We start from the raw sequence: 24,691 nt of genomic DNA, 5'->3' as shown, positions 1-24,691 counted from the left end.
CAATCCTAAAAGATTGTGGGTTATTTCGTTTATAGTTATAAATTATCATGTTAATTTTATGATGTCAACGCTTTCTTTTTGAATTTATTTTCTTTTTACCACTCTGTCGATATGCAAAGTTAAATATAGCATCTCATCTTCTATGAGACTTCGGTTGTATTCTTTTTGAACATAATCGTTAATTTTTTCAGCGCATTGAAAAGCTGCGGTGTTTTTTTCTTTTACTACTTCATACAGGAATTCATTTTGATTTTCCATTTGTGTTTCGTTAAACAGACGCTGTCCAAAAAACTTCAAATGCGTGACAAAACGGAAATAATTTAATGATTCCTCGTCTAAATCAATTTGAAAGTGATACTTGACGATATTTAAAATATCTTGAATGAGTTTGGTAATTTGAATCACGTTTGGCATTTCTTCATTGAGCTCTGCATTGACAATATGCATGGCAATAAAACCGGCTTCATCCTCAGGAAGATGAATGTTAAGCTTGTCCTGAATAATCCGGATCGCTTCTACACCACACATGAACTCTTCTTTGTACAACCGCTTGATTTCCCAGAGCAAAGCATTTTTGATGTCCATTCCTTTTTGATGACGTTCAATAGCAAAGGTGATATGATCCGTGAGCGTCACATAGATGCTGTCATTCAAATTTTTATTAAGGGTTGTTCTCGCATGATCAATAATCGCCTCACACACTTGCATATACTCGATTGGAATATCATAAAGCAGGGTTTTGAATTTTTCTGATATATCTTTATTTTGAATGGAAAATACTTTTTCAATACGTTCTTCGTCAATCGGATCTCCACTTTTCTTTTGAAAAGCGATCCCTCTGCCCATAATGACCAGCTCATGCTGCTCGTCATCATACGCACTGACCACATTATTATTGATTACTTTCGAAATGATCAATTGATACCCCCCAGTACATTCCACTTTTTCGAGCATCTCATTGTAGATTGATATGTCATTTTATTATTATCTTCAAAAAAGAGGACTTTAAGATGATTTTACATTTTTTTTTGATACGGTCAACTAGAAAGAATGACATATTACCTCTCAAAAATGACAAAATAGGGGCAAAAAAGTCTAAAAACATACACAAAAACACTCTAAAAAGAGTGCTTAAAGAGTGTTTTTTACAAAATTAGGAGCAATCCCAATTATAGACGACATTCTCGAAATTTTTTCGTTTGAGGTCTTCTGGTTTGATAAAAAAGTTGGCGATTCCGCAATCTCCCCACAACAGATCTACTTCATCATCTGAATCGATTTGTAATAACAGAACGGTATGTTCCTGGTCTTCATAGGTACGCGGGTCCTCTTGTGTAAAGCCTGGATATCCGCCCAATTTGTGACCAAAGCCACTCGCTGCATCATGAAATTCATCTAGCAAGGCATCCGCTTCATCTCCATCAATGCCTTTTACATCTTCGAATAGGTCCCAGCTGCGCTTACCTGTGATTTTCTCAAAGCGGAAATCTTCTACACTAATCGTTTCACTTGATCGTTCACCTGTAATGACGCCTTCCTTTGTCACAGGAAAATAAAAATCATCAGGAATTTTCACAAAAGAAAAATCAGTCAACAACTCTTCTTCTGCCAAGAAAGGTTCCTCAATAAATTTGATCCGAAAATTTTTTTGCTCTGTTTTATGGTCAATATTCATCCCATAAAGATCATCATGCACAGAAATAAAAATTTGCAGAAGCCCTGTTTCTGGATAATCCTTCAGCTTCGGCAGCTGTCCAAAATTTATTTGTGCCAAAAGCTTCATAGGGTGCCCTTCACCATCAACTGGATATTCGTCGTTTTTTGGGAAGTAAGGATCGCCTGCAATTTTGCTGTCGTATGGTCCTGTTTTTCCTTGTTTCATCTGTAATTGAATCATTGGTTGTTCAGTTTGATCTAACATTGTACGGTAAGGTGCTATTATTTCTTGCAGCTTCGCTGATTGTGTCACGATGGTCTTCCTCCTTATGAATAGGTCTACTGACCAGACTAGTATCTCTTTTTCTATCATACAGAAGTGTACCCTGCCTGTCAGCGATAAATCGGTCATTATCCGAACAACTTGCCCACCTTAAAACGTAAAAAAACCTCCGATTCATCTGGAGGTTTTGGTCGGTATTTTTTATTTCACTTGATAGTTCACTAAGTCTTCTGCCAGTGATTTCATCGTTTCATTTGTTTCATGAAGACCTTCAATAATTTTTGTGAACGTGCCTACAAGCTCTGCTTGATGCTCAGAGGAAGCGACAATTTGTGCTATTTCTTCTTCCATTCCTTTAATCGATCCCTGCACATCTTTTAGCGCTGTTTCAATATCCGTCGTCGCTTGTTTGGCGTGAGTTGACAGCTTTCTCACTTCCGTTGCGACCACTCCGAAGCCTGCTCCTGCTTCACCTACTCTTGCAGCTTCAATTGATGCGTTGAGTCCAAGTAAGTTCGTTTGATCAGAGATACCTTTTATAAGATTGGACACTTGATTGATTTTAGAGGAATTTTCTACAGTGGTTTTCGTGTTTTGTAGAATTTGTTCACTTGTCGCTTGTAGTTCCTCTGAATGTGCGGCAACTTGCTGAACCATTGCGACTAGTTTTTCGGAAGCTTGGTTGCTCTCCGTCATGATGTGATCTAATCGTTGTTGATTGGTCTGGTCATAGGCCACGCAGAAAGCAGCGACTACTTGACCCGTCTCATCTTTAATTGGAACGGCTACAATATCCATTGGAATCCCGTATACCTCTTTCGGAATTTGGATAAACGATGGCTCTCTCCCATTTTTCAACATAGAAAAGTTTTCGAACCCTGGAGCTACTATGTCCCCAGCTTTAAACCCTAAGTCAATGTTCCCATGTTGCTGATAATAAAGAACCTTCTCTTTCCCTAAAACAGAAAAGGTTAGTTGCTCTCTCATAGCTAGTCCAATGATTGGTAAAGCGTCTATTATGTTATCAATTCTCTGTGACATTCGCTCACGTTCATCCTCTCTTTTTCTCAGTACATCCTCTTTATCGGTTCGTTATAAGGTCTATTACAGCCTGTAATGTGCACTAATATCAATCAAATGACCTAAGACATATAAAAAGCCCACATTCTATCAATAGAATGTGGGTATTTTTAAAAAAAGGACATGCACATCAAGACACTGATACCGATGAGCAAAAGATACATATAGTCGATCCACGAAGTGCTGATGACATGATAATACGTCCGCTCCCTCGCCCCCGTGAAACCTCGTGCTTCCATCGCAATCGCTAAGCGCTCTGATTTTCGTACGCCCTGCGTAAAAAGAGGAAGTGCATAACGCATAAAGGCTTTCCAGCTGTTTTTTTGCTTATAGCCTCTGATTTTATGTGCTGCCTTCATTTGCTTTAATTCACTTTGAAATAACGGGATAAACCGGAAGCCGGCAAGCATCCCATATGCCCATTTTGGGGACATTCGGCATTGATGTATTAAGCTCATCATAAAGGCCGTCAAATCTGTTGTGGACGTAAAAAGGAGACCGAATGTCACAAAGCCAAGCATTCTGAAAGAAATGGTAAGGCCATTTTTCAAACTCTCCTCTGTAATATGAAACCATGCCCACTTCCAAACAGTATGATCCCCCTTGCCAAAGGCCGCCATCATCCAAAATACGAGAATAAAAAAGAGCAGATAAGGGACAAGTCTTGTGAAAAGATACTTCATATTCCATCCGCCTAAGACAAGTCCAATACCAAGTGCAAACAGCCAGATGATGAAGGTTGTTTTAGGGTCAGATATCGCCATGAGACAACACATCGCAAGCAGATGAGCGAGTAATTTGATGACTGGATTCACATTGGAAAGAAAGGAGTGATTACTTTGCAATCGTCAGCACGTCCTTTCTTTCAGCCACATAGCGATAATGCAAAGGGGCTCTCAGCTGATAAGCATCGACAAGTTCCTGATTTGAAAATAAATCATAAGGCGTGCCATCATACACATGCTTTCCTTGGTGAAAAAGAAGCACTTGATCGGCACACTTATCGACGAGGTCCATATCATGTGTGACCATCAAAATGGTGGTGCCTTGGCATTGACGCTCTTTCAAACGCCTCATTAATTCCTTCGCCGTTCTTTCATCCTGCCCGAAAGTCGGTTCGTCTAACAATAGTACATCCTGATCAAAAAGGAGCATTGTGGCCACACTCAATCTTCTTTTTTGACCTAAGCTTAAGGTGAAAGGATGCGCTTTTGCATGCTTCTCTAAACCGAACTCTTCCAATAGCTGAACTGTTTTTTCTTGCACAACGGATTCTGGCCAATTTCGTTGTCTTCCACCAAATGCGATTTCATCGTAGACTGTGTCTTGTATGAATTGAAGCTCCGGATTTTGAAACACAAAGCCTGTTTTTTCATATAGTCGTCGGTCAGACCACTTTTTGAGGGGTGTCTCTTTTAAGAAAATGCTGCCTTTTTTCATTGGCTCTAAACGGACTAAATGTTTGAGACATGTGCTTTTCCCACTTCCATTTTCCCCAATTATCGCCACCCAATCCCCTGCTTTGATATCCAGCTGAAGGTCACTCATAATCCTTTTTTTTCCATAGCTTAATTGAAGATCTTCTGTGCGAATGATGGTCTCTCGCTCAGTCGACGGCACTTTTTTACGCTGCTCTTTTCTTGCTTCAAAGGTTTGCATAAGCGTTTGACTCATTGGATGAAATGGGTCTTGAATAATTGTGGACCATTTCTCGGGAAATAATTTCGGCCGCCAAATCCCTGCCTCTTTCATTTCTTCTTCATATGTCGCGAACACATCTTTTGGAGGCCCCTCTGCTAAAATGCTGCCTTGATCGTCTAATAAAATCACCCGGTCCATCCATTCGATGACACCATCTAGCACATGCTCTACAAAAATCATGGTTTGTCGCTGATCACCTGCAAGCTGCTGTAGAAGCTGAAATATCTCCATTCTGCCTGCTGGATCAAGCTGTGCGGTCGGTTCATCAAAGAACAGCACATCTGGCTCTAACGCTAGTAAACAAGCAAGTGCCAATCGCTGCTTCATGCCGCCAGATAATGTATGAATGTCTGTATTCGGATCGACATCGAGTTGGACTTTTTGCATGAGCTGCTGAATGATGTCATCCATCTCTTCACGAGGGACGGAACGGTTCTCTAAGCTAAAGGCAATTTCTTCATTGACGCGGTGCATACAAAACTGGGAATCAGGATCTTGAAACATGACGCCTGTATGTCTTTGCAATATCACTTCGCCCTGCATGTCAGCTTCCATATGTTCTGGAATAATCCCAGCCAGAACTGAAATGAGTGTGGATTTACCGCTCCCGCTTGGTCCTAAAATAAGCACCTTTTCTCCTTTTTGAATGGAAAGAGAGATTTGATGCAAAACAGGCTGAGGCTGTTCATAAAAACGGACAGTGAGATTATTGCACGCGAGAAATGAATCCATGCTGTTCACCTTTGTTTCGTTTTTCTTTCATGATGGCATATTGATTCAGTACACCGGTTTTGGATAATGCGTCGACCACAACTTTCGCTAAGCATCCGCCCAGTATCATCCCGCTGATGATTTGAGTCATCAGTGTGATGAGTAAAACTTGAGGCGTGTAATAACCAAAGCCATTTGCAACGAGGCTATATGCCATTGCTCCAACAGCTGCAAAGGCACCTGACAGCATCAGTGTCCACATGCGATATCGTTTATAACCAAAAAGAGCAAAGGCGATTTCTGCCCCAAGCCCTTGGCATACACCAATCAGCAGGGCTGAAAGACCAAAGTGGCTGCCTGTCAGTAATTCCACAGCGGCAGCGGCTGTTTCTGCAATCAGGGCAGCTCCCGGCTTTTGGATGATATACGCGACGATTGGACTGGCAATCACCCAAATGCCAAACATGATGTTGCCTCCTGCTGGGCCAACTAGTGCTGTAATTGGTAAGTAAAGTGTGGACCATCCTAAATAGATGACACCGCACGCAACGGATAAAATGACAGCAAGGACGACTTCTTTCATCTTCCATGTCATGATGAATGCACCTGCAATGGAACTGGCCACTCTTCCACCGTAAACGCCATTTCCCAAAACTTGTACTCAAGCTGACAGCTTAAGATAAAGTGCTGTTTCATTTTTTCCTTTTCCTTCTCACTTGCTCCTTCCGCCAGCTGATCGAGCCGCTTGCAAAGCTCCACTGTAATAGAGTCGGTTAACCCTCCATAAAACGTGATCCACTCATAAAACGGATGTGACGGGTCAGGCTGCACGTCTGAGAGCATTCGTTTTCCAATTTCCCAATATGTCCAAGGACATGGAAGCAGGACAGCAATGATTTCCCCAAGCGTGCCTTCCTGGGCGACTTGCAGCATGTGATGAATATAGTGATGAGCACTCGGAGCCAATGAAGCACCTTGGAGCTCATCATATGATACACCTGCCACTCGGCAAAGATTTTGATGAGGGTGCGTCTCACTATCTAGTACAAACGCAATCTGCTGATGGAAAAAGGCAATATCTTCTTTGTCTGTACATCTGCTTAGAGCCGCTGCATAAATTTTAATAAATGCATGTAAGTATTCTGCATCTTGTTTGACGTAATGAATGATCTGTTCCTTTTCCAGCTTTCCTGCTGCCAGGCCTTTGACAAACGGATGCTGATAAATGGCTTCAAATAATGGTTCTGCTTCTTTTCTTAATTGCGCTGAAAACGTCATAAAAAAAGCCTCCTCTTCTTCAGTTGAATAAATGAAAAAGCCACCCCAAATGGAGCGGCCTTCTTATCGATTCAATCATGAATAAGACAAGGTCCAGCTCCACTTCCCTCCGCTAGTACGAACTAGATCAGGTTCAAAGGGTCCAAGATTTCTTCTTGTCTCAGTCATACATGACTCCCCTAGTGGACTTTTGTCATTTAATTATCTTTACTCTACACATGTGGTGATTTGATGTCAACCACCTTTCTTAATTCAATGTTTTGATCGTTGGCAGCTTCTCGATCCCTGCGGCATAGTAAAAATTAAGGACACTGAAGAAATCAATTGGCTTTCCTGTTTTCAAATCAACAGCTAAAATATGATCACCGTAATTTGTCATATCATCAATATCTAAATACCTTGGCGTTTTCTTGCCAAGTGTATCTACAAAGGTATCGTGGTAATATTGACCGCTTGCATATGAAGATTGATGGTACATAAACAATGTCTCAACATCTAAGTAGACGAGAATGGCCTCTGAGGAGCTTGCATAAGGCGCTGAGTACGACACTGGAGCGGAAATGCTTTTCACTTTTACACTTGAAATTGAGTGGGTTCTTTGTTCGTATTTACCATCATAAGAGAAATAAAATACACGCTCCCATTCATAATCTGCTGTCTTCGATTGCTTGTTGTATACTTTTGCGCCATTTGCAAATACATCCCCATTTGCATACTCAGCTACAAAGTATTGTAAGGTTGACGATAGGGACACAGCCCCTGTGAAATTGGGCGGGTTTTTTGCATTCACTTGTAACGTGTAAGAGTCTCCGAAATCTCCACCGCTTGTGATACCGAATGCGTAGTCACCCGCTGGTAAGTTGGTCAAACCAAGGAGACTGCCTGCGGGCTGAATCAGGTCTGTCGGGTACGCTTGTCCTGTTTCATAATCAACAACAAATAATTGAACGAAATAGTCGGGATTTGAAGAGGTAATCCGGCTGATGAGTGCCTGAGGTGAAGACGTGCTTAAAAACCATAAATCAACTGGGTCGTCCTCTGATAAGACAACCGATTGGTTGATTGCTAGTCCATCAATGGAGCGAACGGCAGATGTACGCATCTTGCCGTCTTTAGCGGCTTTTCTTTTGATACTGATTCCATTTTTCTTATCTACTTTAAAAGATTTTTTCAGTTGCTTCTGTTGGATAGCGGTTCCTTCATCCTGCTTCAAAAACGACTCTTGCACTTGCTGAATGGCTTTTTCCGTCAGTGGTGACAATTTCCCATCTGATTTCGGTGCTTCTTCTGCTTTTAATGCTGGTGAAAATAAACCTGTTGTGACGAGTAAAATAGACAATAAAGCTGCAGTGATTTTCACATAAAATGCTCTCACAGGAACATCCCCTTTTTCCTTAATTGGGTTTTTTGCCCTGTTAATATTTTACCATTATTCTATTCATTGTTTTGGTCTTTTTTAGGACATCTTTATGACAAAAAAACCAGCCGCATATATTACGACTGGTTTTTGATCATTTTATGAAATGGTTTTAACAAACAGGCGTGCTGTTTCTGCGCTGGAACCTGGGTTTTGTCCAGTAATGATTTGCCCGTCAACTACAGCGAATGGTGCAAAGGCATCTCCTTTTTCAAACGCTGCCCCTTGCTCACGAAGTTTTGTTTCCAATAAAAATGGAACCTTTGATGTCAGCTGAACAGCTTCCTCTTCTTCGTTTGTGAAGCCTGTGATTTTTTTGCCTTCGATAAATGATTTGCCATCTTGATCCTTCACATCAACGAATGCTGAAACACCGTGACAAACAGCTCCGACTGCACCACTTTTGTCTGAAATGGCTAAGATTGCATCGGCTACCAATTGATTAGATGCAAAGTCGATCATTGGGCCGTGTCCTCCCGCAAAGAAGATGCCATCATAATCAGCTGGGTTCACATCTGTAAGCGCCTTTGTGTCTTGAAGTAATTCATATACATCTTGATATTGCGCTGGAACACCTTCTGGAATGGAATTTTTATCAATAGGGACAGTGCCTCCTTGAATAGAGACAATTTGGACATCTAGTTCATTTTCTTTAAAAATATGAAATGGCTCTGCCAATTCTTCTAGCCATAAGCCTGTTGGATGTCCGTTCATTTCCGAACTGCTTGTCGATACTAATAACACTTTCTTACTCATCTTGATCATCCTTTCGATATATCATATGGTTATTTTATATTTTGCACAATTAAATATCAAGCAATTAAACTTCAATGCAGCTCTTTATGGTATACCCGATTTTCTAAAAAATATGGCATGACATCAAATCTAATCAATATGTCACATTCTATTGGTAGGGAATTTCATGTAAAATTGTCATTGAGTGATATCATATGAGGTAAGATGGATAGACCTCTCGGATGTGAGGGGACTTTAAAAGGAGTGGAAAAGAGATGAAAACCTATTCGATTGTGATGATCATCATCACGCTCTGTATCATATTGGCCGTCTTTTTGATGAACCTAACAGGGGTCATGTATGGAAAAATTATTTTGGCTGTTGCCGTTGCTCTTTGTCTGACATCCATTATTCGTCTGATGGGTCTTCGAAAAAGATAAAAGCCGCCCTCACTAGGGCGGCTTTATTTATGGTTAAATTGCCAGGATAAGCGCAATTAATGCAAGAAGCGCTGGTACTCCTTGCTTGATGATGATTGATTTATTAGAGGTCACACCGCCAAATACCGCAGCGATGATCACACAAAGAATGAAAAATAGCTGAATCATATATCCAACAGTATTCGATCCGAGAATGAGCCCCCAAATGAGTCCTGCAGCTAAAAACCCGTTATAAAGCCCCTGATTGGCAAACATCACTTTTACATTTGGATCCTTTTGCAAGCGTTCTGGCAGCTTAAAGGATCTCTTTGCCATCTTTGATTCCATAAAAAACATTTCTAATAACATAATGACAATGTGTTCTAATGCGACAATTCCTACTAATATCATTGCTAAAATATTCAATTTAGTTAATTCCTTTCTGATAGACGATCACGAATCTCTATTTTATCCGTGTATAAATCAAAGTCTTGTATTAATTCAAGCGCTTCAGTAAACCGGCTTTGTGGAATGTCTTTCATTTTTCTCACACCGAATTCCTTTTTAATAAAAGCCATGATGGTATTGATATGAAGCTTACCGTGACCATCATACTCCAAATGGCTGCAAAAAGTCTGCATCGTCCCTCTAATCACCTTCAATTGCTTAGCAGTGACACAACTCATTGGTAACGCTCATCCTTTCCTTTGTTTTAACAGCTAAAAAAGAACCATGTATGAAAGAAAAACCTTCCAGTCTCTATTATATAATGATTTCATTCGGATATCAAAATAAAAAAGAACAGACATTCGACCAAAAAGCCGCCCTTTTCATCAAAAACATTTTATTACCATATCAAAAAGCCGGATTCAATGGTAGAATCCGGCTTTCTGTTTAGTTACTTTTAGAAATTAATACCTTTCCAACAGAACGATCCTTACTTTGTCCAACGACTTTAAAGGATAGACCGTATGTTGGTACATCACGCCCTGCATCTGGATTATTTGGATTCACATAATTCTTTTTATCACTAAATGTACGAGTCGGACGAATATAGCGATCTACCAACGTTAAGCCCGTTGTCGCTGTATAATCAATATTGAGCTTCGTACTTGGATTCAAAGAAAATGCTGCATCATGTACTTGGAAGCCTGTGGCAGCAATGGAGCCGTCACTCCACTTCAATACTTGCTGATCAGCATCTACTACCCCAAGGAAACCGTTCCCTGGGTGATTTCCTACCCAGTTATCACTATAGGATTGATCGACATACCACACGACCAAACCGTTATTATAGCTCATGAGGCTTGCCCCACGTTTGATATGCTTTAAGCCTTTATCAACGTCAGCATAAGAGCGCCACTCTAACAAATAATATTGGGGTGCATATTGTTTTCCATTAGATTTTGAGAATCCGTTAAAGGTGAAAGTAGACGTGCCCTCGGCATCATCTGACCACACTTTCGTCCCATCTGCTGTGATGTTTAAATCATCTACAAATAACCCTGGCAGTGAATAGCCTGCATCGGTTGTATAGCGGAATTGCAGGTCGATTTTCTTCCCTGCATAAGCAGAAAGATCAAAGGCTGCATCTACCCATCCGTCCGATTTTCCGTCAATTCCATTGCCTTCGTTCGCACCTGCTTCATTTCGATCATTCGTGATGTTACCAGCAATGGTCTTCCACTGATCAGTTCCTGTTTCACGTACTTCTACATACGCATAATCATAATCTTCTTCGATATCGTACCATGCTTTAAATGTAAGCTTTGCTTTGCTCCCCTTCGACAAATCGATACCTGTTGTTGTCATGGTCGCATTCAAATTGTCACCCGTTCCGCTGAAGTACGAATATTGTCCTTGAGCAGGTTTTGTGACCACAATCTCTTTATCTGGTAAATCCACTCGAACCGCATCATGATTCGTTCCTTTTGTTGCTGCTTCATCAATCAGCACTGTTTTGCTTTTCTTTAATGTTTTACCATCAATGGTTTGTCCAGTAAGCCAGTTACCACCATGCAAGTTTTGAAGCATTTCTTTCGCATATGGACTAAAGCCTGTTGGTTCCGTTCCAGGGACTTTACCTGCCCAGCTTCCGCTTGACATGATCGACCAGTATGAAACAGGCTCGCCTCCGCCTGTGTACTGTGTATCGTACTCATCAGGAAGACCAAGATCATGTCCAAATTCATGTGTGAACACGCCTGCCGCGCCATCTTCAGGTTCGATAGTGTAATCTAACGCACCTAATTTTCCGCCTTGCCCGACTTCAGATTCAGTGTTTGGAATTTCAAATACATCACCAAGTGACCAGCGGTGCGACCAAATCGCATTAGAGCCAAGTTGTCCGCCGCCAGCTTCTTCACCTACGCCAGCATGAACGACCATCAGATGGTCAATGATGCCGTCTGGTTCGTTATAAACGCCGTCTCCATCCATATCATAGCGGTCCCATTGATCATATTCACTGAGATCAATGTTCGGGTCTTTTGCTGCTGCTTCGAGTACTTCTTTCACCAATTCACGCGGTTTGCCGTCACTGCCTGATTCGTCTGGTACGTTTCCACCGTAATAGGCTGCTTCATGCTTAGCTGTATACCATCCTGCAACTGTTCCACTGATTGTGTAACTACCGCCGGACTGCTTTTCATAATATTGCTTCATGGATACTTTGCGTTTACCATCTGGACCGATGTAGCCATTTTTTCCGAAAAGCATATCTTGATAGTGCTGTTGATTGTACTTGTCATAGTACATATCAGTCTCTTCTTTTTTAATACTATTATGCTTATAATCTTTAAAATCTACTAATAAAACCAATACCTTATCATTGCGAACATCGCCTTTATACTTTTCCTTTTTGACCGGTTTTACATGATTCCCTTCTTTTCCTTTATGCTTCTTTAACTTTTTCTTTTTGGCTAATTTGTTATGTACCTCTTGTTTGTATTCTTTCAGAAATTCAGGCTCTTCTGTTAAGGTGCTTGCACTTTGTTTCATGGCAGATTCTTCTTTTTTCTTTAGATATTTCTTTAATGCTTTTTGGGTTTCTGCCTCATTGGCATTTTTTTTGATCTTTCCTTGTTTTTTCAAGGCTTTGATGAGACGGTCTTCATTCACGACACTTGCGTCAAATGGAATACCTGAATAATGACCGCCATCTGAGGATGTTGATTTCTCTGTGGTGTGGGCAGATAGAGGGGTGCTGAAAGCTGCCAATGTGCCTAAACTGAGGACAGCTGTTAGTGCAATGCTCGTCCATTTCCCTTTTTTCATATTAGTTCCTCCCTAATTTGGTAATAAATAATATCTCATTCTAGCATATTCCAATATACTTAAGTCGAAAAACATTTTATTTTCAGAAACTTTGTGGAAAATGCACAATACGGGATTGAAATGGGTGGAACAAGGTGTCGAAAATAAAAGAACCCTAGACGATAACCGCCTAGGGTGTTTGTTGTTTTACTATGAAAGCTGCTGGCCTTGAAATGCAACAACGTCAAGTGGAGCGGCTAAGAATTCTTTTGCCTTCGCTACGAAAGCTTGGAAATGTGCACTTGCATTATGGCTCTGAACCGCAGCGTCATCTTTCCACACTTCTACCATTAAAAAGGTATTTTCCTTTTCTGTATCCTTGAACAGCTTGTAGGATACATTGCCTTCTTCAGCTTGTGAAGCTTTCATTAATGCATTGATTTCTTCTAGAAATACGTTTTCTTTTTCTGGATGAATGGTCATCCCTGCATGAATAATAATCATATGATCGTCTCCTTTTGAAAAGATATTATTTCCACTCTGTAATGCGTTCAATCGGTAAGCGGTAAGATGCATAACCTTCGTCAGCAGCTTTCCCAATTGATAACAGCATCACTGGTACATAACGTTCTTTATCCCAGCCAAATGTTTCAGCGATGACTTCTTTATCAAATCCGCCAATTGGATTTGTATCATAGCCGTGTGCACGTGCTGCAAGCATAAGCTGCATAGACACAATTCCACCGTCAATTAAGATTGTTTCGCGATTGTCTTGCTCTGGAAGAACCTCAAAGTGTGCAGTTAGTGCAGCAATTTGTCTTTCTTTCACTTCTTGCGGCATGTAGCCATGCTCTACTGCTTTTGAATAAATTTCATCTAAGTATTCATTGCTTTTCATATCTGCAAATACTGCAATGACAGCTGCTGATGTTGACACTTGAGTTTGGTTGAATTTTGCAAGTGGTGCAAGCTTTTCTTTTCCTTCTGGGCTGTCAATGACCATAAAGCGCCAAGGCTGTGCATTCACTGATGATGGTGCCGTTGTTGCTTCTTCTAAAATCTCTGCCATTTCTTCTTTGCTGATTTTCACAGCTGGGTCATAGTTACGAATAGAGCGGCGCCCTTTCATAATTTCCATAAAATCGTTTGTTTTTAATGTTGTAGCCATGTTGAAACACTCCTTTAGGTTGTTTGAATCTTTTCGATGTTTTGTTGTATTCGCATGAGCACATCAGTGAGAAGCTTTCGTTCTTCGTCACTTACGTTTTCAAGCATTTCTGAGATAAATCGTTCTTTTTCTTTTTTAGAAGCTTCGATTCTCTTTCTGCCTTCTTCTGTCAGACGAACAAGTGTGACTCGATTATCTTCTGGCTTTCTTCTGCGCGTAACCATTCCTTTTGTTTCTAACTGTTTTAAGTGACGCGTCACAGCCGCACTATCAATATTTACTTTTTTCTGCAAATCTGACTGGCTGATTTCGTCTGCTTGGAATAACAGTGATAGCAACTCTAGTCTTGATTGGCTGATGCCCGTGCATGCTTCGAACTTCACACCCATCATACGGTTCACGCACTGCAAACGGTATAATACCTCTGCTTCTTCAGAGCAAAATGCAGTCAATGCCATCCCCTCTTTTCTATTCAGATCAATTAGTTGATATATCAATCATTGACTCGTCAACTAATATACACCCATTATTTGATGATTGCAAGAGGTTTGTTTCATAAAGTGAAATTTTTTATCTCAATAGAAAAAGAAATGAACAAAAAAAGGACAAAAGCGACGAAGCTTTTGTCCTTTTTCCTTTATTCTGTGATCACAGTGTGAATGAGAGTTGGTGCATCAGCATGATCTGCGATGCGGATGTTGTCATAAATTTTTTCCATGACATTCGCAACATCTTCACGATTTGCATGAAGTGTCACGAGTGAATCTCCTTTTTCAACACGATCGCCGACTTTTTTGTTCAGCATGATGCCGACAGATAGGTCGATCTCGTCCTCTTTTGTTGCACGTCCTGCTCCAAGAATCATCGCTGCAACACCGATTTCGTCTGCGACGATTTCAGCAACCACACCTGATTCTTTTGCAGGAACTTCAATTTGGTAAGGTGCTTGCGGCAGTTTTTCCGGCTGATCCACAATCGAGCCGTCTCCACCTTGATTTTCTAAGAATTCCTTGAATTTCTCAAGTGCTTTGCCGTTTTTCATGACTTCAATTAGCTTTTCTCTTGCTTCATCAAGTGTCTCTGCTTTTTTCGCAAGAACAACCATTTGACTTCCTAATGTGAGCACAAGCTCGTTTAAGTCTTCAGGACCTTCGCCTCGGAGTGTATCAATCGCTTCTTTCACCTCAAGGGAATTTCCAATCGCTAATCCTAACGGCTGAGACATATCAGAGATGACAGCCATCGTTTGTCTGCCTACGTTGTTTCCAATGCGAACCATTGCTTTTGCAAGCTTCTCAGAGTCTTCAGGTGTTTTCATGAAAGCACCTGCGCCCGTTTTCACATCTAGTACGATCGCATCTGCGCCAGCAGCAATTTTCTTACTCATAATAGAGCTTGCAATGAGCGGGATCGAGTTAACGGTTCCTGTCACATCACGAAGGGCATAAAGCTTTTTATCCGCTGGTGTCAGGTTGCCTGATTGCCCAATGACCGCTACTTTATGACGGTTCACGAGCTCGATGAATTCGTCTTTTGTAATTTCTACGTGGAAGCCTTTTACCGCTTCAAGCTTGTCCACTGTACCGCCTGTATGTCCAAGGCCGCGGCCAGACATTTTCGCAACAGGTACATCAAGTGCAGCCACAAGAGGAGCAAGTACAAGCGTTGTTGTATCGCCTACACCGCCTGTTGAGTGCTTGTCTACTTTAATACCCTCAATGGCAGACAGGTCAATCGTGTCTCCTGAGTTCGCCATAGCGAGCGTTAAGTCTGCACGTTCTTGATCCGTCATATCTTGGAAGAAAATCGCCATAGCCAAGGCACTTGCTTGGTAGTCGGGAATTGTTCCGTCTGTATATTCTTTGACAAAGAAAGAAATTTCCTCTGAAGATAATTCTTTTCCGTCACGTTTTTTCGCAATGATATCTACCATTCTCATTGTTTTCACCATTCCTTTTTTTAAATTAGTAAATCAAACCGACAACGCCTGCTGTTAAGAAGCTGACAAGTGTTGCACCGAATAACAGCTTTAATCCAAAGCGTGCGACAACGTTCCCTTGTTTTTCGTTTAAGCCTTTGACTGCTCCAGCAATGATACCGATAGAAGAGAAGTTCGCAAATGACACAAGGAATACAGAAATGATCGCTTCTGTACGAGCACTGAAATGCACACTATCTCCATTTAGAGCAAGCATTGCCACAAATTCGTTAGATACCATTTTCGTTGCCATAATGCTTCCTGCTTGTACGGCTTCGCTCCAAGGTACACCGATAAGGAAAGCAAATGGAGCAAACACATATCCAAGTACATCTTGGAAAGAAACACCGATGACAGCTGTAAAGATTCCATTAATCATCGCAATTAATGCAACGAATCCAATCAACATCGCAGCGACAACAATCGCTACTTTGAAACCATCCATAATATATTCGCCAAGCATTTCAAAGAAGGATTGCTTTTCTTCTTCAACGACTTCGAGCATGTCTTCGTCCTTAGCTACTTCATATGGATTGATAATAGACGCGATAATAAATCCACCAAATAGGTTCAGCACAAGTGCTGTGACCACGTACTCTGGTTTAATCATTTGCATGTACGCACCGACAATAGACATCGATACTGTCGACATCGCAGATGCACATAATGTATAAAGACGCTGCTGAGGTAACAATCCAAGCTGCTTCTTAATAGAAATAAACACTTCTGATTGTCCTAAAATCGCAGACGCTACTGCGTTGTAAGATTCTAGTTTCCCCATACCGTTTACTTTGCTAAGCAAATAACCGATTCCGCGTACGATAAGCGGAAGGATACGCCAATGCTGCAAAATACCGATCAATGCCGAAATAAAGACGATCGGCAGTAAGACGTTGATGAAGAAAGTTGACGCATTATCATTCATTAACCCGCCAAATACGAAGTTGATTCCTTCGCCGGCATAGCCTAGAAGCATTTGGAATCCTTTTGCAAAGCCGCCGACTAGGAAGTTTCCAACACCTGTATTGAGCAGAATATAACCTAAAATAAATTGCAGTACAATCATGACAAATACTGGACGGAATTTTACTCGTTTTTTCCCGTTACTAGCCAGCCATGCAATGGCGAGAATCACCAGCAAACCGATGATACCAATCAAGTATTTCATGTTTTTCCTCCTCGAATGAATTCGTTTACATTAATGCGCTTGTATGGAACAAACCCTATTTAGCAAACAAAGTGCGGAAGAAATTCCCAGAAGTGAGATCCTTCCGCATATGACTTTTTCATCATTTATGAGTCACGAATGTTATCCTACCATAGGATCGTATGAATTAATAGTCTTTCGAAGGAGCTGATTGGTCCCCTTTGATAATAGAAACGCCTGCACTCGCACCAATGCGGGTAGCGCCTGCAGCTGTCATCGCTTCAACGTCCTCTTTTGTTCTCACGCCGCCTGATGCTTTCACACCAATGTCAGGTCCAACTGTTTTACGCATTAATGCGATATCCTCAGCTGTTGCACCGCCTGTACTAAATCCAGTCGATGTTTTCACAAAATCAGCGCCAGCTTTTACTGAAAGCTCACAAGCTTTGACTTTTTCTTCATCTGTTAATAAACAAGTTTCAATGATGACTTTCACTAAGGCTTTGCCTTTTGCTGCGTCTACAACTGCACGAATATCTTGTTCAACTGCATCATATTCGCCGTCTTTCAATGCCGCGATATTGATGACCATGTCCACTTCAGTTGCACCGTTTTCAATTGCATCATTTGTTTCGAATGCTTTCACTGCTGTTGTGTTTGCACCTAATGGGAAACCGATGACTGTACATACATCAACGCCTGTTCCTGCTAGTTCCTTCGCTGCAAGAGATACCCAAGTTGGATTCACACAAACGGATGCAAATTGATGAGTTTTTGCTTCTTCAAGTAACTGCATAATGGCAGCTCTAGATGTATCTGGTTTTAGTGCTGTATGATCAATGAGCTTTGCTATCGTCATGCTTACACTTCCTTTTAATTATGATACTTTCATCATATATGACCGATGAACATTTGTAAACATAGTTATGAAATTTTGTTCATCTATTTTGTGACATTTAAAAGAGCCTTTGCTGTATGCTGATCAATAATCAATACGTTCGCATATTTTCCTCTTAGTGCCCCGTGGATAGATGCAACCTTGCGATGTCCGCCAGCGACAAGAATGGAGCGTTCTTTTGTCCTTAAATCATCAAGCTCCACACCAATAGTGCGGTTGTTAATCGCTTCACTGCAAATGCGCCCTTCCTGATCATAAAAGCGCGAACAGATGTCTCCGACGCTGGATGCTTTGAGCAGCGCTTTTTCTTCTTCACGGAAATAACCAAGTCTAAACAAAAGTGCTTCATCTCTTACCGTTCCAACAGTAAACACAGCAATATTCGCCTGTTTCCCCATTTCAATGATGCGCTGAATATGTCTGTCCTGCTCAACCATCTCCTTGACGGCAGCACTGTCAAATACGACAGGAAGCGGCAAATAGCGCGGTGCTGTTTGAAAGGCCTCAGCAAACAGCTGGATGGTTTCCGCAGAATATGTATTCACATGGGAGTGGCTGATCCCACCCTTCAGCTGGACAACCTCCACACCTTTGACCTGTTTAGGTTGCATCTTTTGGGCAATTTGATACATGGTGGTTCCCCAGCTCACACCAACGATATCACCGTCTTTCACTGTGTCTTGCAAGTACTCGGCACCAAATTGGCTCAAGTATTCGGTAATCGTTGGATAATCATCTTTGGGCGAAAACACCACATGAGCTTCGAGCAGGTCATATTTTTCCTTGAGCAATGAAGATAGCTCATTTAAGTCTTCAAATGGGTCCATTACCGTTATCTGGACGTACCCCTTCTCCTTCGCATATTGAAGCAGCCGAGACACAGTTGGTCTCGACAGGTCGAGTTGTTTGGCAATTTCCTGCTGGCTGTAATCCGATAAATAATAAAGCCTTGCCGCTTCAATACTCAGTTGTTGTTTCTCCCGATCCATTCGTACGCCTCCTTTTTTCTTCTATCATAACAAAATGTTCATCTTATCATGCACAAATGTTCATTTGAAGAAAATCGTATAGGCGGCTTGGAAGGTTTCATTCTTCTCTAAAGTTTGAATACCGAACTTTTCCTTGTACTGCCCATTCGCCCCTTCAACATCGGCAATACCGTACCAAGGCTCAATACATACAAATGGAGCCATTGTGCCTTTTTCTTTATTATAAGGTGACCAAATACCAACAAACGGAAAACCAGTGAGATCAACCTCAACCCCGTGACCTGCCTGAGAAATCAATGACACTCGATTGATATGGCTATAGATCATCGCATCATGCTGAAAAAGCTCTGGTCGAAGCTGAATCGGTTCAAGTTGAATGCCTTTTTCTTTCTCCCTGACAAGTGAATTTTTTAGTTCATATTGGACAGGAAGATACTCAGTGGAAGGGGTCAATGTCAGGTAGTAATCTGCTGTGCGCTCACCTTCAACAAGCGGGACATGAAATGCGGGGTGCCCTCCAATGGAGAAATACATCGTGTCATCTCCGTCATGATCAATTTCCCAGGAAATCGTCAGACCATTTTCCGACAGCTCGTATCGAATACGGGCGGTAAATTCATAAGGATACTGCTCGATGTGGCGGCCTTTTGATTCATATTGAAAGGTCACCGTATGTTTCGTTTCTTCATATAAATCAAAATCAACATCCCGCAAGAATCCATGCTGCGCAAGCTCATAAGTTTGATCACCTATCTTGTATTGGTCATTCTTTAATCGTCCGACAATTGGAAATAAGACTGGCGACACCCTGCCCCAATAAGCAGGATCGCCAGACCACATATAGTGACGTCCACTTTCCTTGTGAAGCACCTCTCTGACCTCAGCACCTCTCTCATTGACCTGAATCAATAACTGATCATTTTCAATCGTTCTCATTCCACACATCCCCTTTCCTTCTTCTTTTATTATGACAGGGATTTTGGTTTTGAGTATAAAAATAAGGCAGCCTTCCAGGCCATCAATTCTTTCTTTATATAAAAATTTTAAAAAAAGACAGAAATTCGCCAACAAAATGTGATGCTGATTCGTCTAATCTTATATAAAATAAAAGAATCGTTGTTCTTTTGGAGTGACAACAAAAAAGAAGCGTTTTGACATAAATGGGGGATTCACTTTCATGAATAGCAAGGAAAATCGTTTACGTTATATATTAGGATTAGATGGGCTACGGGCTGTTGCTGTATTGGCAGTCATTGCTTATCACTTACATATCGGACCTGCGAGCGGTGGGTTTCTTGGCGTTGATTTGTTTTTTGTGATTTCTGGGTACTTGATTACGACGATCTTGTTACATAAGCAGGATCTGAGCTATCAAGAGCTTTTACCATTTTGGATGGGCCGGATCAGAAGGCTTCTTCCAGCTGCTTACGTGATAATTTTTTTAACCGTCAGCTGGTGTGCGATTGCGGGTTCGAATGCACTATTGTCCATTCGTGGCGATGCCTTATCGTCCTTTTTTTATGTCAGTAACTGGTGGTACATCTTCCATCAGCTGTCTTATTTTGATAGCTTCAACGCTGTATCTCCACTGAAAAATTTGTGGTCTTTGGCGATAGAAGAGCAATTTTATATCATTTGGCCGGTTCTATTGATTGCAGGACTAAAATGGGTGAAAAATAGATCCCATTTGCCAATGATCACCTTTGGCCTTGCACTTGTTTCCGCCTTATGGATGGCGATTCTTTATTCACCAGATACCGATCCAAGCAGAGTTTATTACGGAACAGATACTCGTGCATTTGCGCTCCTGATTGGGTGCAGCCTGGCATTTGTATGGCCCATGCAAAGACTGTCCAGCAAAAAGTTACTTCCTGTTGGCAGACGTATTTTACATATCGCTGGTTTTGGTTCGTTTGCGGTTTTTCTTTTGTGTGTTTATGCAGTGGACGAATTTGACGGCTTTCTCTATCAGGGCGGCATGCTTTTATTCTGTCTAAATGCAGCGATTTTAATTGCGTGCATCTGCCACCCTGCAAGTCTTTTGGGAAAATGGCTCTCCTATCAGCCGCTCGTCTGGCTCGGAAAGCGTTCTTATGGTATTTATCTATGGCATTATCCCATCATCGTGCTGACCACCCCTGTCATTGAAATTGGACAGCCTTCTATGGGGCGTGTCGCATTGCAGATCATGGCCATTTTACTCATTGCAGAGGCCTCTTACCGCTTCATCGAACAGCCGATTCGCCGGCTTGGCTTCAGACAATATTTTGCCTCTTGGTCTATTTGGAAAAAGGGATTCAAACAATGGTCTACGTCTCATAAAGTGTTCCTTGGAATCGCAGCAGCTCTTTTGATCTTATTTACCATTGGCATGTCCAGTTCGTCCCATACGTCCCCACATGCCAAGGAAGTGACACAAATTAAGACGGCACCGAAAAAAGCAGGAGACTCTGCGGAACTAAAAGCTAAGAAAAAGAAAGAAAAACACGAGAAGAAAGCAGCAGATCAGAAGCAGTTTCACCAAATTCTTGCTATTGGTGATTCCGTCATGCTGGACATTGCGCCGAATCTTGAAAAAGCATATGCACAAATCACCATCGATGCAAAGGTTGGCAGACAAATGAACGAAGCCGTCAGCATCGCTCCTCAATATGCTTCATTTAATCAATCTGATGCCGCTGTTATTATTGAGCTTGGCACGAATGGCTATTTTACTGAGGGCACATTGACAGCATTCATTCAACAATTTTCAAAGGCGCACATTTTCCTTGTGAACACGAGAGTCCCAAGGTCTTGGGAAAATGATGTGAATGCAGTCATTCAGCGAGTGGCCGATCAACATTCCAATGTGACCCTTGTCGATTGGCATTCAGCTGCTACCGGACAGCCCTCTTATTTTCAGCCTGATGGTGTTCACCTTTCAACAAAAGGCTCTGACACATTGACACAGCTCATTACAGCGAGCATCAAGAAAAAAGGAGATGTGTCATCTTCATCATAAAAAGACTAGCATCCTGCTAGTCTTCTTTTATTCCGTCAAAAGGATGGCTCTAACCGCTAACACCCGCTTTTCCTTCGTTGTTTGATCCACCAAAGCAAAATCACCGTTCTCATACGCTAGAGAAAATACTTCTTCGATATGAAAAACACCTGTCTGAAACCGCCTGCTCAATAAATGCAATGCCGCAGCAGAGGCGACTTGAGCTGTTGCTTGAGACTCGTCGCGCCCTTTTATTCCAAGCGCTGCTTGATGAATCTTGTTCCCATCCATTCCTGTAGCCTCCACTTTCACTGCATATTGATCTGTTCCCATTTGAGCAGATTGAATCATGGAAATGGCTCGTTTCTTGATTTTCGGCACAGTGAGAAGGGACGTCATTCCGAGACTCCTTGTGAAGGCAAATGCACGCGTTGCCGCGCGGGAATCAAAACAGAGCCTTGTCGTCACAGAAGGCACGCGGAGCGTCGAAGGCAATGTCTGCTGATCAGAGAAGGGGAACTGATAGGCATGCCGCTTTCCAAGACTTCCACCAAAGTCTATCCGTTTACCTCCAGTAAAGCTTTTGACTCTTTTACGCTGATGATGCTTAGTAAGCACATAGTCAGTATGGACATGATCAAGCGTCCATTCAATAGCGGCTTTTCCATGCTGATCACCCAACCCAAGCATAATCCCTATATCTATTTGATTCACTGATGAGAGCATAGATGCTGCTTTCGCTGCCAATAAATTCGTAAGGCCAGGCGCAAGCCCGACACTGAGCAAAGCCGTTGCACCGATGTGCCGCTGATCCAGCTTTGCCACCTGCTCTATGTACGCCCCTTTCGCGGAGATATCAATATAATCAATGCCTGACCGCAAACATGTTTCAGCAAATGACGGATCTTCTTGATCAAGACACATGATCACCAGCTTTGTTTTATCCATCCAGTCCGAATATAGCGGCTCACTGACATCTAGTTGATAAGGACGAACTTTCCCTTTTGACTGGCGTGAAAATTTCTCTGCCTTCTCATAGCTTCTGCCTGCCGCAACAATTTGCCCGGGATACACTTCGCTTAACTGTAGACATATTTGCTGTCCAACATGTCCATAGCCGCCAATCACCATCACCTGTGATCTCATTTCTCATCCGCCTCTCTTCGACCTCGCTTGCAAACAAGCCCTTTGATCATTCCTGCCTGAAAATAAGGTCTGATGTCTTCAAATCCCGCTTTGATTAAATGCTCTCTTATCTCTTCCTCAGGAACAGGGTGTGTCGCGTGTCCCAGCCTGTTTTTAAAGGATGTAAACACTTCTTTTTCTAGACCCTGCCGCTGCATGAAAAGAGAAAGCATGAAAAGCTCCTGTTGAAATGTATGGGACTTCATCTCTCCCTGTATAAAAGCCAACACAAGCGGTGCATCTGGTTGAAGCCTGCGGGCAATCTCCTCTAAAAAGGGCTGGCGCTTTTCTATAAAATGAATCACAAGCAAACTCATCGCTGCATCGTAAACAGGTTCAGCAGAAACCTTATCTAATACGGTCTCATGCCATGTAACACGCGCCTCCATCTGAAGCTGTCCAACTCGCTGTTTCGCCATATCCAGCATAGAAGGTGACGGATCGATTCCTGTGATGAGCCAGTCTTTCTTTTCTTTGAAGCATGTTGATGATCTCTTCGCCCCCGCCCGCTCCAACAGTCAAAATGCGAGAAGCCGCTCCCTTTACTTCAGTTTCTAATACGTCTATTGTCAACTCATGCAATAGCTGATAGCCGGGTACTTTATGAGCAATCGTGGCTGCGTATGATTCAGCTACGGGATCGTGCCAATGCTGGTTTCCTTTCATGTCCTTCTCCTCCAGTTCCTTTCCGCTTTACATCGTTTCCTGTACACTAACGGTATGACATCTTATTGTAAAAAGAGACATCAAAAAACACGATCCCTAAAAGTGGGGATTTTTGAGGAGGAGATCATGTGACCAATCCAGCCACTCATTTTCAGCAGCTGAGACAACACATTCGGGACGAGCTTGCTGCCGTCCTTGATTTTGATGCCGCCTGTATCACGACCATTGATCCAGCCACTCTCCTCTCGACAGGTTCCTTCACAGATGAACCGATTGAAGAAATTCATGATCAGCTGTTTCAAAATGAGTTCTTAAAAAAGGACGTGCATCAACATGAGTCTCTAGCCAAAGGCCCTATTCATGCTGCGAGCTTAGTCCAAAGCGGGGAATATCTCAACAGTGATCGCTACAGAGACATTTTGTTGCCTAAAGGATGGTCTGATGAATTGCGGGCAGCCCTTGTGATTCAAGGAGAATGCTGGGGTATTGCCAGCCTATATCGTCTAAAGGACAAGGAACCTTTTCAAGAACAAGATATCCGAGCGGTCATCGAACAAACGCCCAGACTCGCAGCCAAGCTAAGAGATGAACTTTTCAAGAAAAGAGATACTGAAGAGGATGACGCAACGGAGCAGCAAGGTTTCCTCATTCTCTCACACGATTACAATCTTCTTTATGGAAATGAGACAGGGCTTCATTGGCTTCATACATTTCAATCCTTTGAACAAATCCATGACAAGGCGACCATGCCGCGCCCGTTCAGAGCATTAGGGGCTAAACTTTTATACGGAGGTATCGACCAAACAGCGGCAAGCATGACGAGAATGCCTACGGGGCTGTTTCTCTCTCTTCAAGCATTTCGATTAGCGCAGGCAGCCGGGCAGGAAGAGGCTGTCATGATTCACATCAAGAGAGCCCAAACAAATGATATTCTTCCTTATGCGGCAAAAACGTACCGGCTGACAGAAAGAGAGATGAACGTCCTCGACTGCTTATTAAAGGGACAGTCTACAAAGGAAATCGCCAGTACTTTATTTATTTCAACCCATACCGTCCATGATCATGTGAAGGCGATGCTGCAAAAGACAAATTTGAGCAGCAGACGGATGCTTGTTTACTTTTTCTCTCACATATAAAAAAGCGGC

The 24,691-nt window shown here is 42.1% G+C and carries 26 protein-coding genes and 1 riboswitch; of the genes, 3 read left to right on the top strand and 23 right to left on the bottom strand.

The features are described from left to right. Positions 1-84: 84 nt before the first annotated feature. The 9 genes from licT to C6Y03_RS04450 all read right to left on the bottom strand — a co-directional run bounded on the left by licT (position 85) and on the right by C6Y03_RS04450 (position 8,882). On the bottom strand, positions 85-918 hold the full coding sequence (licT, locus tag C6Y03_RS04490) for a BglG family transcription antiterminator LicT (RefSeq protein WP_034660482.1): 834 nt from the start codon (positions 916-918) through the stop codon (positions 85-87). A 235-nt stretch (positions 919-1,153) separates the two neighbouring features. Then, complete coding sequence (locus C6Y03_RS04485) at positions 1,154-1,969, bottom strand: YwqG family protein (RefSeq protein ID WP_060597606.1); 816 nt, start codon at positions 1,967-1,969, stop codon at positions 1,154-1,156. Positions 1,970-2,140: 171 nt separating this feature from the next. After that, on the bottom strand, positions 2,141-2,596 hold the full coding sequence (locus C6Y03_RS19580) for a methyl-accepting chemotaxis protein (RefSeq protein ID WP_258395123.1): 456 nt from the start codon (positions 2,594-2,596) through the stop codon (positions 2,141-2,143). A 533-nt stretch (positions 2,597-3,129) separates the two neighbouring features. Continuing rightward, a complete protein-coding gene (locus C6Y03_RS04475; protein WP_060597607.1) occupies positions 3,130-3,864 on the bottom strand; it encodes an energy-coupling factor transporter transmembrane component T family protein in 735 nt (244 codons plus the stop codon). Further along, on the bottom strand, positions 3,854-5,452 hold the full coding sequence (locus tag C6Y03_RS04470; protein WP_060597608.1) for an ABC transporter ATP-binding protein: 1,599 nt from the start codon (positions 5,450-5,452) through the stop codon (positions 3,854-3,856). The genes C6Y03_RS04475 and C6Y03_RS04470 overlap by 11 nt, the downstream gene beginning before the upstream one ends. Beyond that, positions 5,427-6,026 (bottom strand): ECF transporter S component, encoded by a 600-nt coding sequence (locus C6Y03_RS04465; RefSeq protein WP_034660488.1) that lies wholly within the window; start codon positions 6,024-6,026, stop codon positions 5,427-5,429. Before C6Y03_RS04465 ends, C6Y03_RS04470 begins: the two co-directional genes overlap by 26 nt. Beyond that, entirely contained in the window at positions 6,023-6,709 is a 687-nt protein-coding gene (tenA, locus tag C6Y03_RS04460; protein WP_106038908.1) for a thiaminase II, read from the bottom strand. The genes C6Y03_RS04465 and tenA overlap by 4 nt, the downstream gene beginning before the upstream one ends. A gap of 87 nt (positions 6,710-6,796) precedes the next feature. Further along, a riboswitch (TPP riboswitch) is annotated at positions 6,797-6,900 on the bottom strand. Between the two features lie 56 nt (positions 6,901-6,956). Further along, positions 6,957-8,084: a hypothetical protein gene (locus tag C6Y03_RS04455; RefSeq protein WP_066031531.1), complete on the bottom strand. Its 1,128-nt coding sequence runs from the start codon at positions 8,082-8,084 to the stop codon at positions 6,957-6,959. Positions 8,085-8,225: 141 nt separating this feature from the next. Next, positions 8,226-8,882 carry a type 1 glutamine amidotransferase domain-containing protein gene (locus C6Y03_RS04450; protein ID WP_106038907.1) on the bottom strand — a complete coding sequence of 219 codons (657 nt, stop codon included), beginning with the start codon at positions 8,880-8,882 and terminating at the stop codon, positions 8,226-8,228. 254 nt (positions 8,883-9,136) lie between these two features. Here C6Y03_RS04450 and C6Y03_RS19115 point away from each other — a divergent pair, with 254 nt between their 5' ends. Beyond that, entirely contained in the window at positions 9,137-9,301 is a 165-nt protein-coding gene (locus tag C6Y03_RS19115) for a hypothetical protein (RefSeq protein WP_003214630.1), read from the top strand. 33 nt (positions 9,302-9,334) lie between these two features. On the opposite strand, the gene C6Y03_RS04445 is transcribed toward C6Y03_RS19115, so the two are convergent. The 11 genes from C6Y03_RS04445 to C6Y03_RS04390 form a co-directional block, all read right to left on the bottom strand. After that, positions 9,335-9,706, bottom strand: coding sequence for a DUF1304 domain-containing protein (locus C6Y03_RS04445; RefSeq protein ID WP_106038906.1), 372 nt, complete (start codon positions 9,704-9,706; stop codon positions 9,335-9,337). A gap of 5 nt (positions 9,707-9,711) precedes the next feature. Continuing rightward, positions 9,712-9,966, bottom strand: a complete 255-nt coding sequence (locus C6Y03_RS04440; RefSeq protein ID WP_012011773.1) for an ORF6C domain-containing protein — start codon at positions 9,964-9,966, stop codon at positions 9,712-9,714. Between the two features lie 208 nt (positions 9,967-10,174). Further along, a complete protein-coding gene (locus C6Y03_RS04430) occupies positions 10,175-12,556 on the bottom strand; it encodes an immune inhibitor A domain-containing protein (protein WP_106038905.1) in 2,382 nt (793 codons plus the stop codon). 189 nt (positions 12,557-12,745) lie between these two features. After that, positions 12,746-13,039 (bottom strand): putative quinol monooxygenase, encoded by a 294-nt coding sequence (locus tag C6Y03_RS04425; protein WP_060597613.1) that lies wholly within the window; start codon positions 13,037-13,039, stop codon positions 12,746-12,748. A gap of 25 nt (positions 13,040-13,064) precedes the next feature. Further along, positions 13,065-13,703: a nitroreductase family protein gene (locus C6Y03_RS04420; RefSeq protein ID WP_106038904.1), complete on the bottom strand. Its 639-nt coding sequence runs from the start codon at positions 13,701-13,703 to the stop codon at positions 13,065-13,067. Positions 13,704-13,717: 14 nt separating this feature from the next. Continuing rightward, positions 13,718-14,161, bottom strand: coding sequence for a MarR family transcriptional regulator (locus tag C6Y03_RS04415; RefSeq protein ID WP_081311465.1), 444 nt, complete (start codon positions 14,159-14,161; stop codon positions 13,718-13,720). A 179-nt stretch (positions 14,162-14,340) separates the two neighbouring features. Further along, positions 14,341-15,642: a pyrimidine-nucleoside phosphorylase gene (locus C6Y03_RS04410; RefSeq protein ID WP_106038903.1), complete on the bottom strand. Its 1,302-nt coding sequence runs from the start codon at positions 15,640-15,642 to the stop codon at positions 14,341-14,343. A 25-nt stretch (positions 15,643-15,667) separates the two neighbouring features. After that, positions 15,668-16,849 carry a NupC/NupG family nucleoside CNT transporter gene (locus tag C6Y03_RS04405; protein WP_060597614.1) on the bottom strand — a complete coding sequence of 394 codons (1,182 nt, stop codon included), beginning with the start codon at positions 16,847-16,849 and terminating at the stop codon, positions 15,668-15,670. Positions 16,850-17,015: 166 nt separating this feature from the next. Next, on the bottom strand, positions 17,016-17,687 hold the full coding sequence (gene deoC, locus C6Y03_RS04400) for a deoxyribose-phosphate aldolase (RefSeq protein ID WP_060597615.1): 672 nt from the start codon (positions 17,685-17,687) through the stop codon (positions 17,016-17,018). 83 nt (positions 17,688-17,770) lie between these two features. Then, positions 17,771-18,715 (bottom strand): DNA-binding transcriptional repressor DeoR, encoded by a 945-nt coding sequence (deoR, locus tag C6Y03_RS04395; RefSeq protein ID WP_034660503.1) that lies wholly within the window; start codon positions 18,713-18,715, stop codon positions 17,771-17,773. Positions 18,716-18,775: 60 nt separating this feature from the next. Continuing rightward, a complete protein-coding gene (locus tag C6Y03_RS04390) occupies positions 18,776-19,651 on the bottom strand; it encodes an aldose 1-epimerase family protein (protein ID WP_060597616.1) in 876 nt (291 codons plus the stop codon). 241 nt (positions 19,652-19,892) lie between these two features. Here C6Y03_RS04390 and C6Y03_RS04385 point away from each other — a divergent pair, with 241 nt between their 5' ends. Continuing rightward, entirely contained in the window at positions 19,893-21,716 is a 1,824-nt protein-coding gene (locus C6Y03_RS04385; RefSeq protein WP_106038902.1) for an acyltransferase family protein, read from the top strand. Between the two features lie 27 nt (positions 21,717-21,743). On the opposite strand, the gene C6Y03_RS04380 is transcribed toward C6Y03_RS04385, so the two are convergent. Genes C6Y03_RS04380 through C6Y03_RS19295 form a run of 3 tightly spaced genes read right to left on the bottom strand, consistent with a single transcriptional unit; the run spans position 21,744 to position 23,546 of the window. Continuing rightward, positions 21,744-22,841, bottom strand: coding sequence for a saccharopine dehydrogenase family protein (locus C6Y03_RS04380; RefSeq protein ID WP_106030692.1), 1,098 nt, complete (start codon positions 22,839-22,841; stop codon positions 21,744-21,746). Then, on the bottom strand, positions 22,838-23,299 hold the full coding sequence (locus C6Y03_RS04375) for a class I SAM-dependent methyltransferase (RefSeq protein WP_262982394.1): 462 nt from the start codon (positions 23,297-23,299) through the stop codon (positions 22,838-22,840). The genes C6Y03_RS04380 and C6Y03_RS04375 overlap by 4 nt, the downstream gene beginning before the upstream one ends. After that, a complete protein-coding gene (locus C6Y03_RS19295; RefSeq protein ID WP_223260726.1) occupies positions 23,244-23,546 on the bottom strand; it encodes a hypothetical protein in 303 nt (100 codons plus the stop codon). The genes C6Y03_RS04375 and C6Y03_RS19295 overlap by 56 nt, the downstream gene beginning before the upstream one ends. Positions 23,547-23,674: 128 nt before the next feature. Between C6Y03_RS19295 and C6Y03_RS04370 the strand changes: the two genes are divergently transcribed. Next, positions 23,675-24,682 carry a helix-turn-helix transcriptional regulator gene (locus C6Y03_RS04370; RefSeq protein ID WP_106030693.1) on the top strand — a complete coding sequence of 336 codons (1,008 nt, stop codon included), beginning with the start codon at positions 23,675-23,677 and terminating at the stop codon, positions 24,680-24,682. Positions 24,683-24,691 lie beyond the last annotated feature (9 nt).

This window comes from Bacillus sp. LNXM65 (genome assembly GCF_002998575.1).
In the GTDB taxonomy this organism is placed as follows: domain Bacteria; phylum Bacillota; class Bacilli; order Bacillales; family Bacillaceae; genus Bacillus.
This window is presented reverse-complemented; position numbering and strand designations above follow the sequence as displayed.

Coding starts and splice junctions, on each gene's coding strand:
- C6Y03_RS04380 (WP_106030692.1), bottom strand. CDS start 22,841: ATGAGATCACAGGTGATGGTGATTGGCGGCTATGGACATGTTGGACAG.
- C6Y03_RS04470 (WP_060597608.1), bottom strand. CDS start 5,452: ATGGATTCATTTCTCGCGTGCAATAATCTCACTGTCCGTTTTTATGAA.
- deoC (WP_060597615.1), bottom strand. CDS start 17,687: ATGACGATAGCAAAGCTCATTGATCATACAGCACTAAAACCAGATACA.
- C6Y03_RS04415 (WP_081311465.1), bottom strand. CDS start 14,161: ATGGCATTGACTGCATTTTGCTCTGAAGAAGCAGAGGTATTATACCGT.
- C6Y03_RS04440 (WP_012011773.1), bottom strand. CDS start 9,966: ATGAGTTGTGTCACTGCTAAGCAATTGAAGGTGATTAGAGGGACGATG.
- C6Y03_RS04410 (WP_106038903.1), bottom strand. CDS start 15,642: ATGAGAATGGTAGATATCATTGCGAAAAAACGTGACGGAAAAGAATTA.
- deoR (WP_034660503.1), bottom strand. CDS start 18,715: ATGGATCGGGAGAAACAACAACTGAGTATTGAAGCGGCAAGGCTTTAT.
- C6Y03_RS04390 (WP_060597616.1), bottom strand. CDS start 19,651: ATGAGAACGATTGAAAATGATCAGTTATTGATTCAGGTCAATGAGAGA.
- C6Y03_RS04430 (WP_106038905.1), bottom strand. CDS start 12,556: ATGAAAAAAGGGAAATGGACGAGCATTGCACTAACAGCTGTCCTCAGT.
- C6Y03_RS04375 (WP_262982394.1), bottom strand. CDS start 23,299: ATGGCGAAACAGCGAGTTGGACAGCTTCAGATGGAGGCGCGTGTTACA.
- C6Y03_RS04385 (WP_106038902.1), top strand. CDS start 19,893: ATGAATAGCAAGGAAAATCGTTTACGTTATATATTAGGATTAGATGGG.
- C6Y03_RS19115 (WP_003214630.1), top strand. CDS start 9,137: ATGAAAACCTATTCGATTGTGATGATCATCATCACGCTCTGTATCATA.
- C6Y03_RS19295 (WP_223260726.1), bottom strand. CDS start 23,546: ATGAAAGGAAACCAGCATTGGCACGATCCCGTAGCTGAATCATACGCA.
- C6Y03_RS04425 (WP_060597613.1), bottom strand. CDS start 13,039: ATGATTATTATTCATGCAGGGATGACCATTCATCCAGAAAAAGAAAAC.
- C6Y03_RS19580 (WP_258395123.1), bottom strand. CDS start 2,596: ATGGTTCAGCAAGTTGCCGCACATTCAGAGGAACTACAAGCGACAAGT.
- C6Y03_RS04405 (WP_060597614.1), bottom strand. CDS start 16,849: ATGAAATACTTGATTGGTATCATCGGTTTGCTGGTGATTCTCGCCATT.
- C6Y03_RS04465 (WP_034660488.1), bottom strand. CDS start 6,026: ATGACATGGAAGATGAAAGAAGTCGTCCTTGCTGTCATTTTATCCGTT.
- C6Y03_RS04420 (WP_106038904.1), bottom strand. CDS start 13,703: ATGGCTACAACATTAAAAACAAACGATTTTATGGAAATTATGAAAGGG.
- tenA (WP_106038908.1), bottom strand. CDS start 6,709: ATGACGTTTTCAGCGCAATTAAGAAAAGAAGCAGAACCATTATTTGAA.
- C6Y03_RS04450 (WP_106038907.1), bottom strand. CDS start 8,882: ATGAGTAAGAAAGTGTTATTAGTATCGACAAGCAGTTCGGAAATGAAC.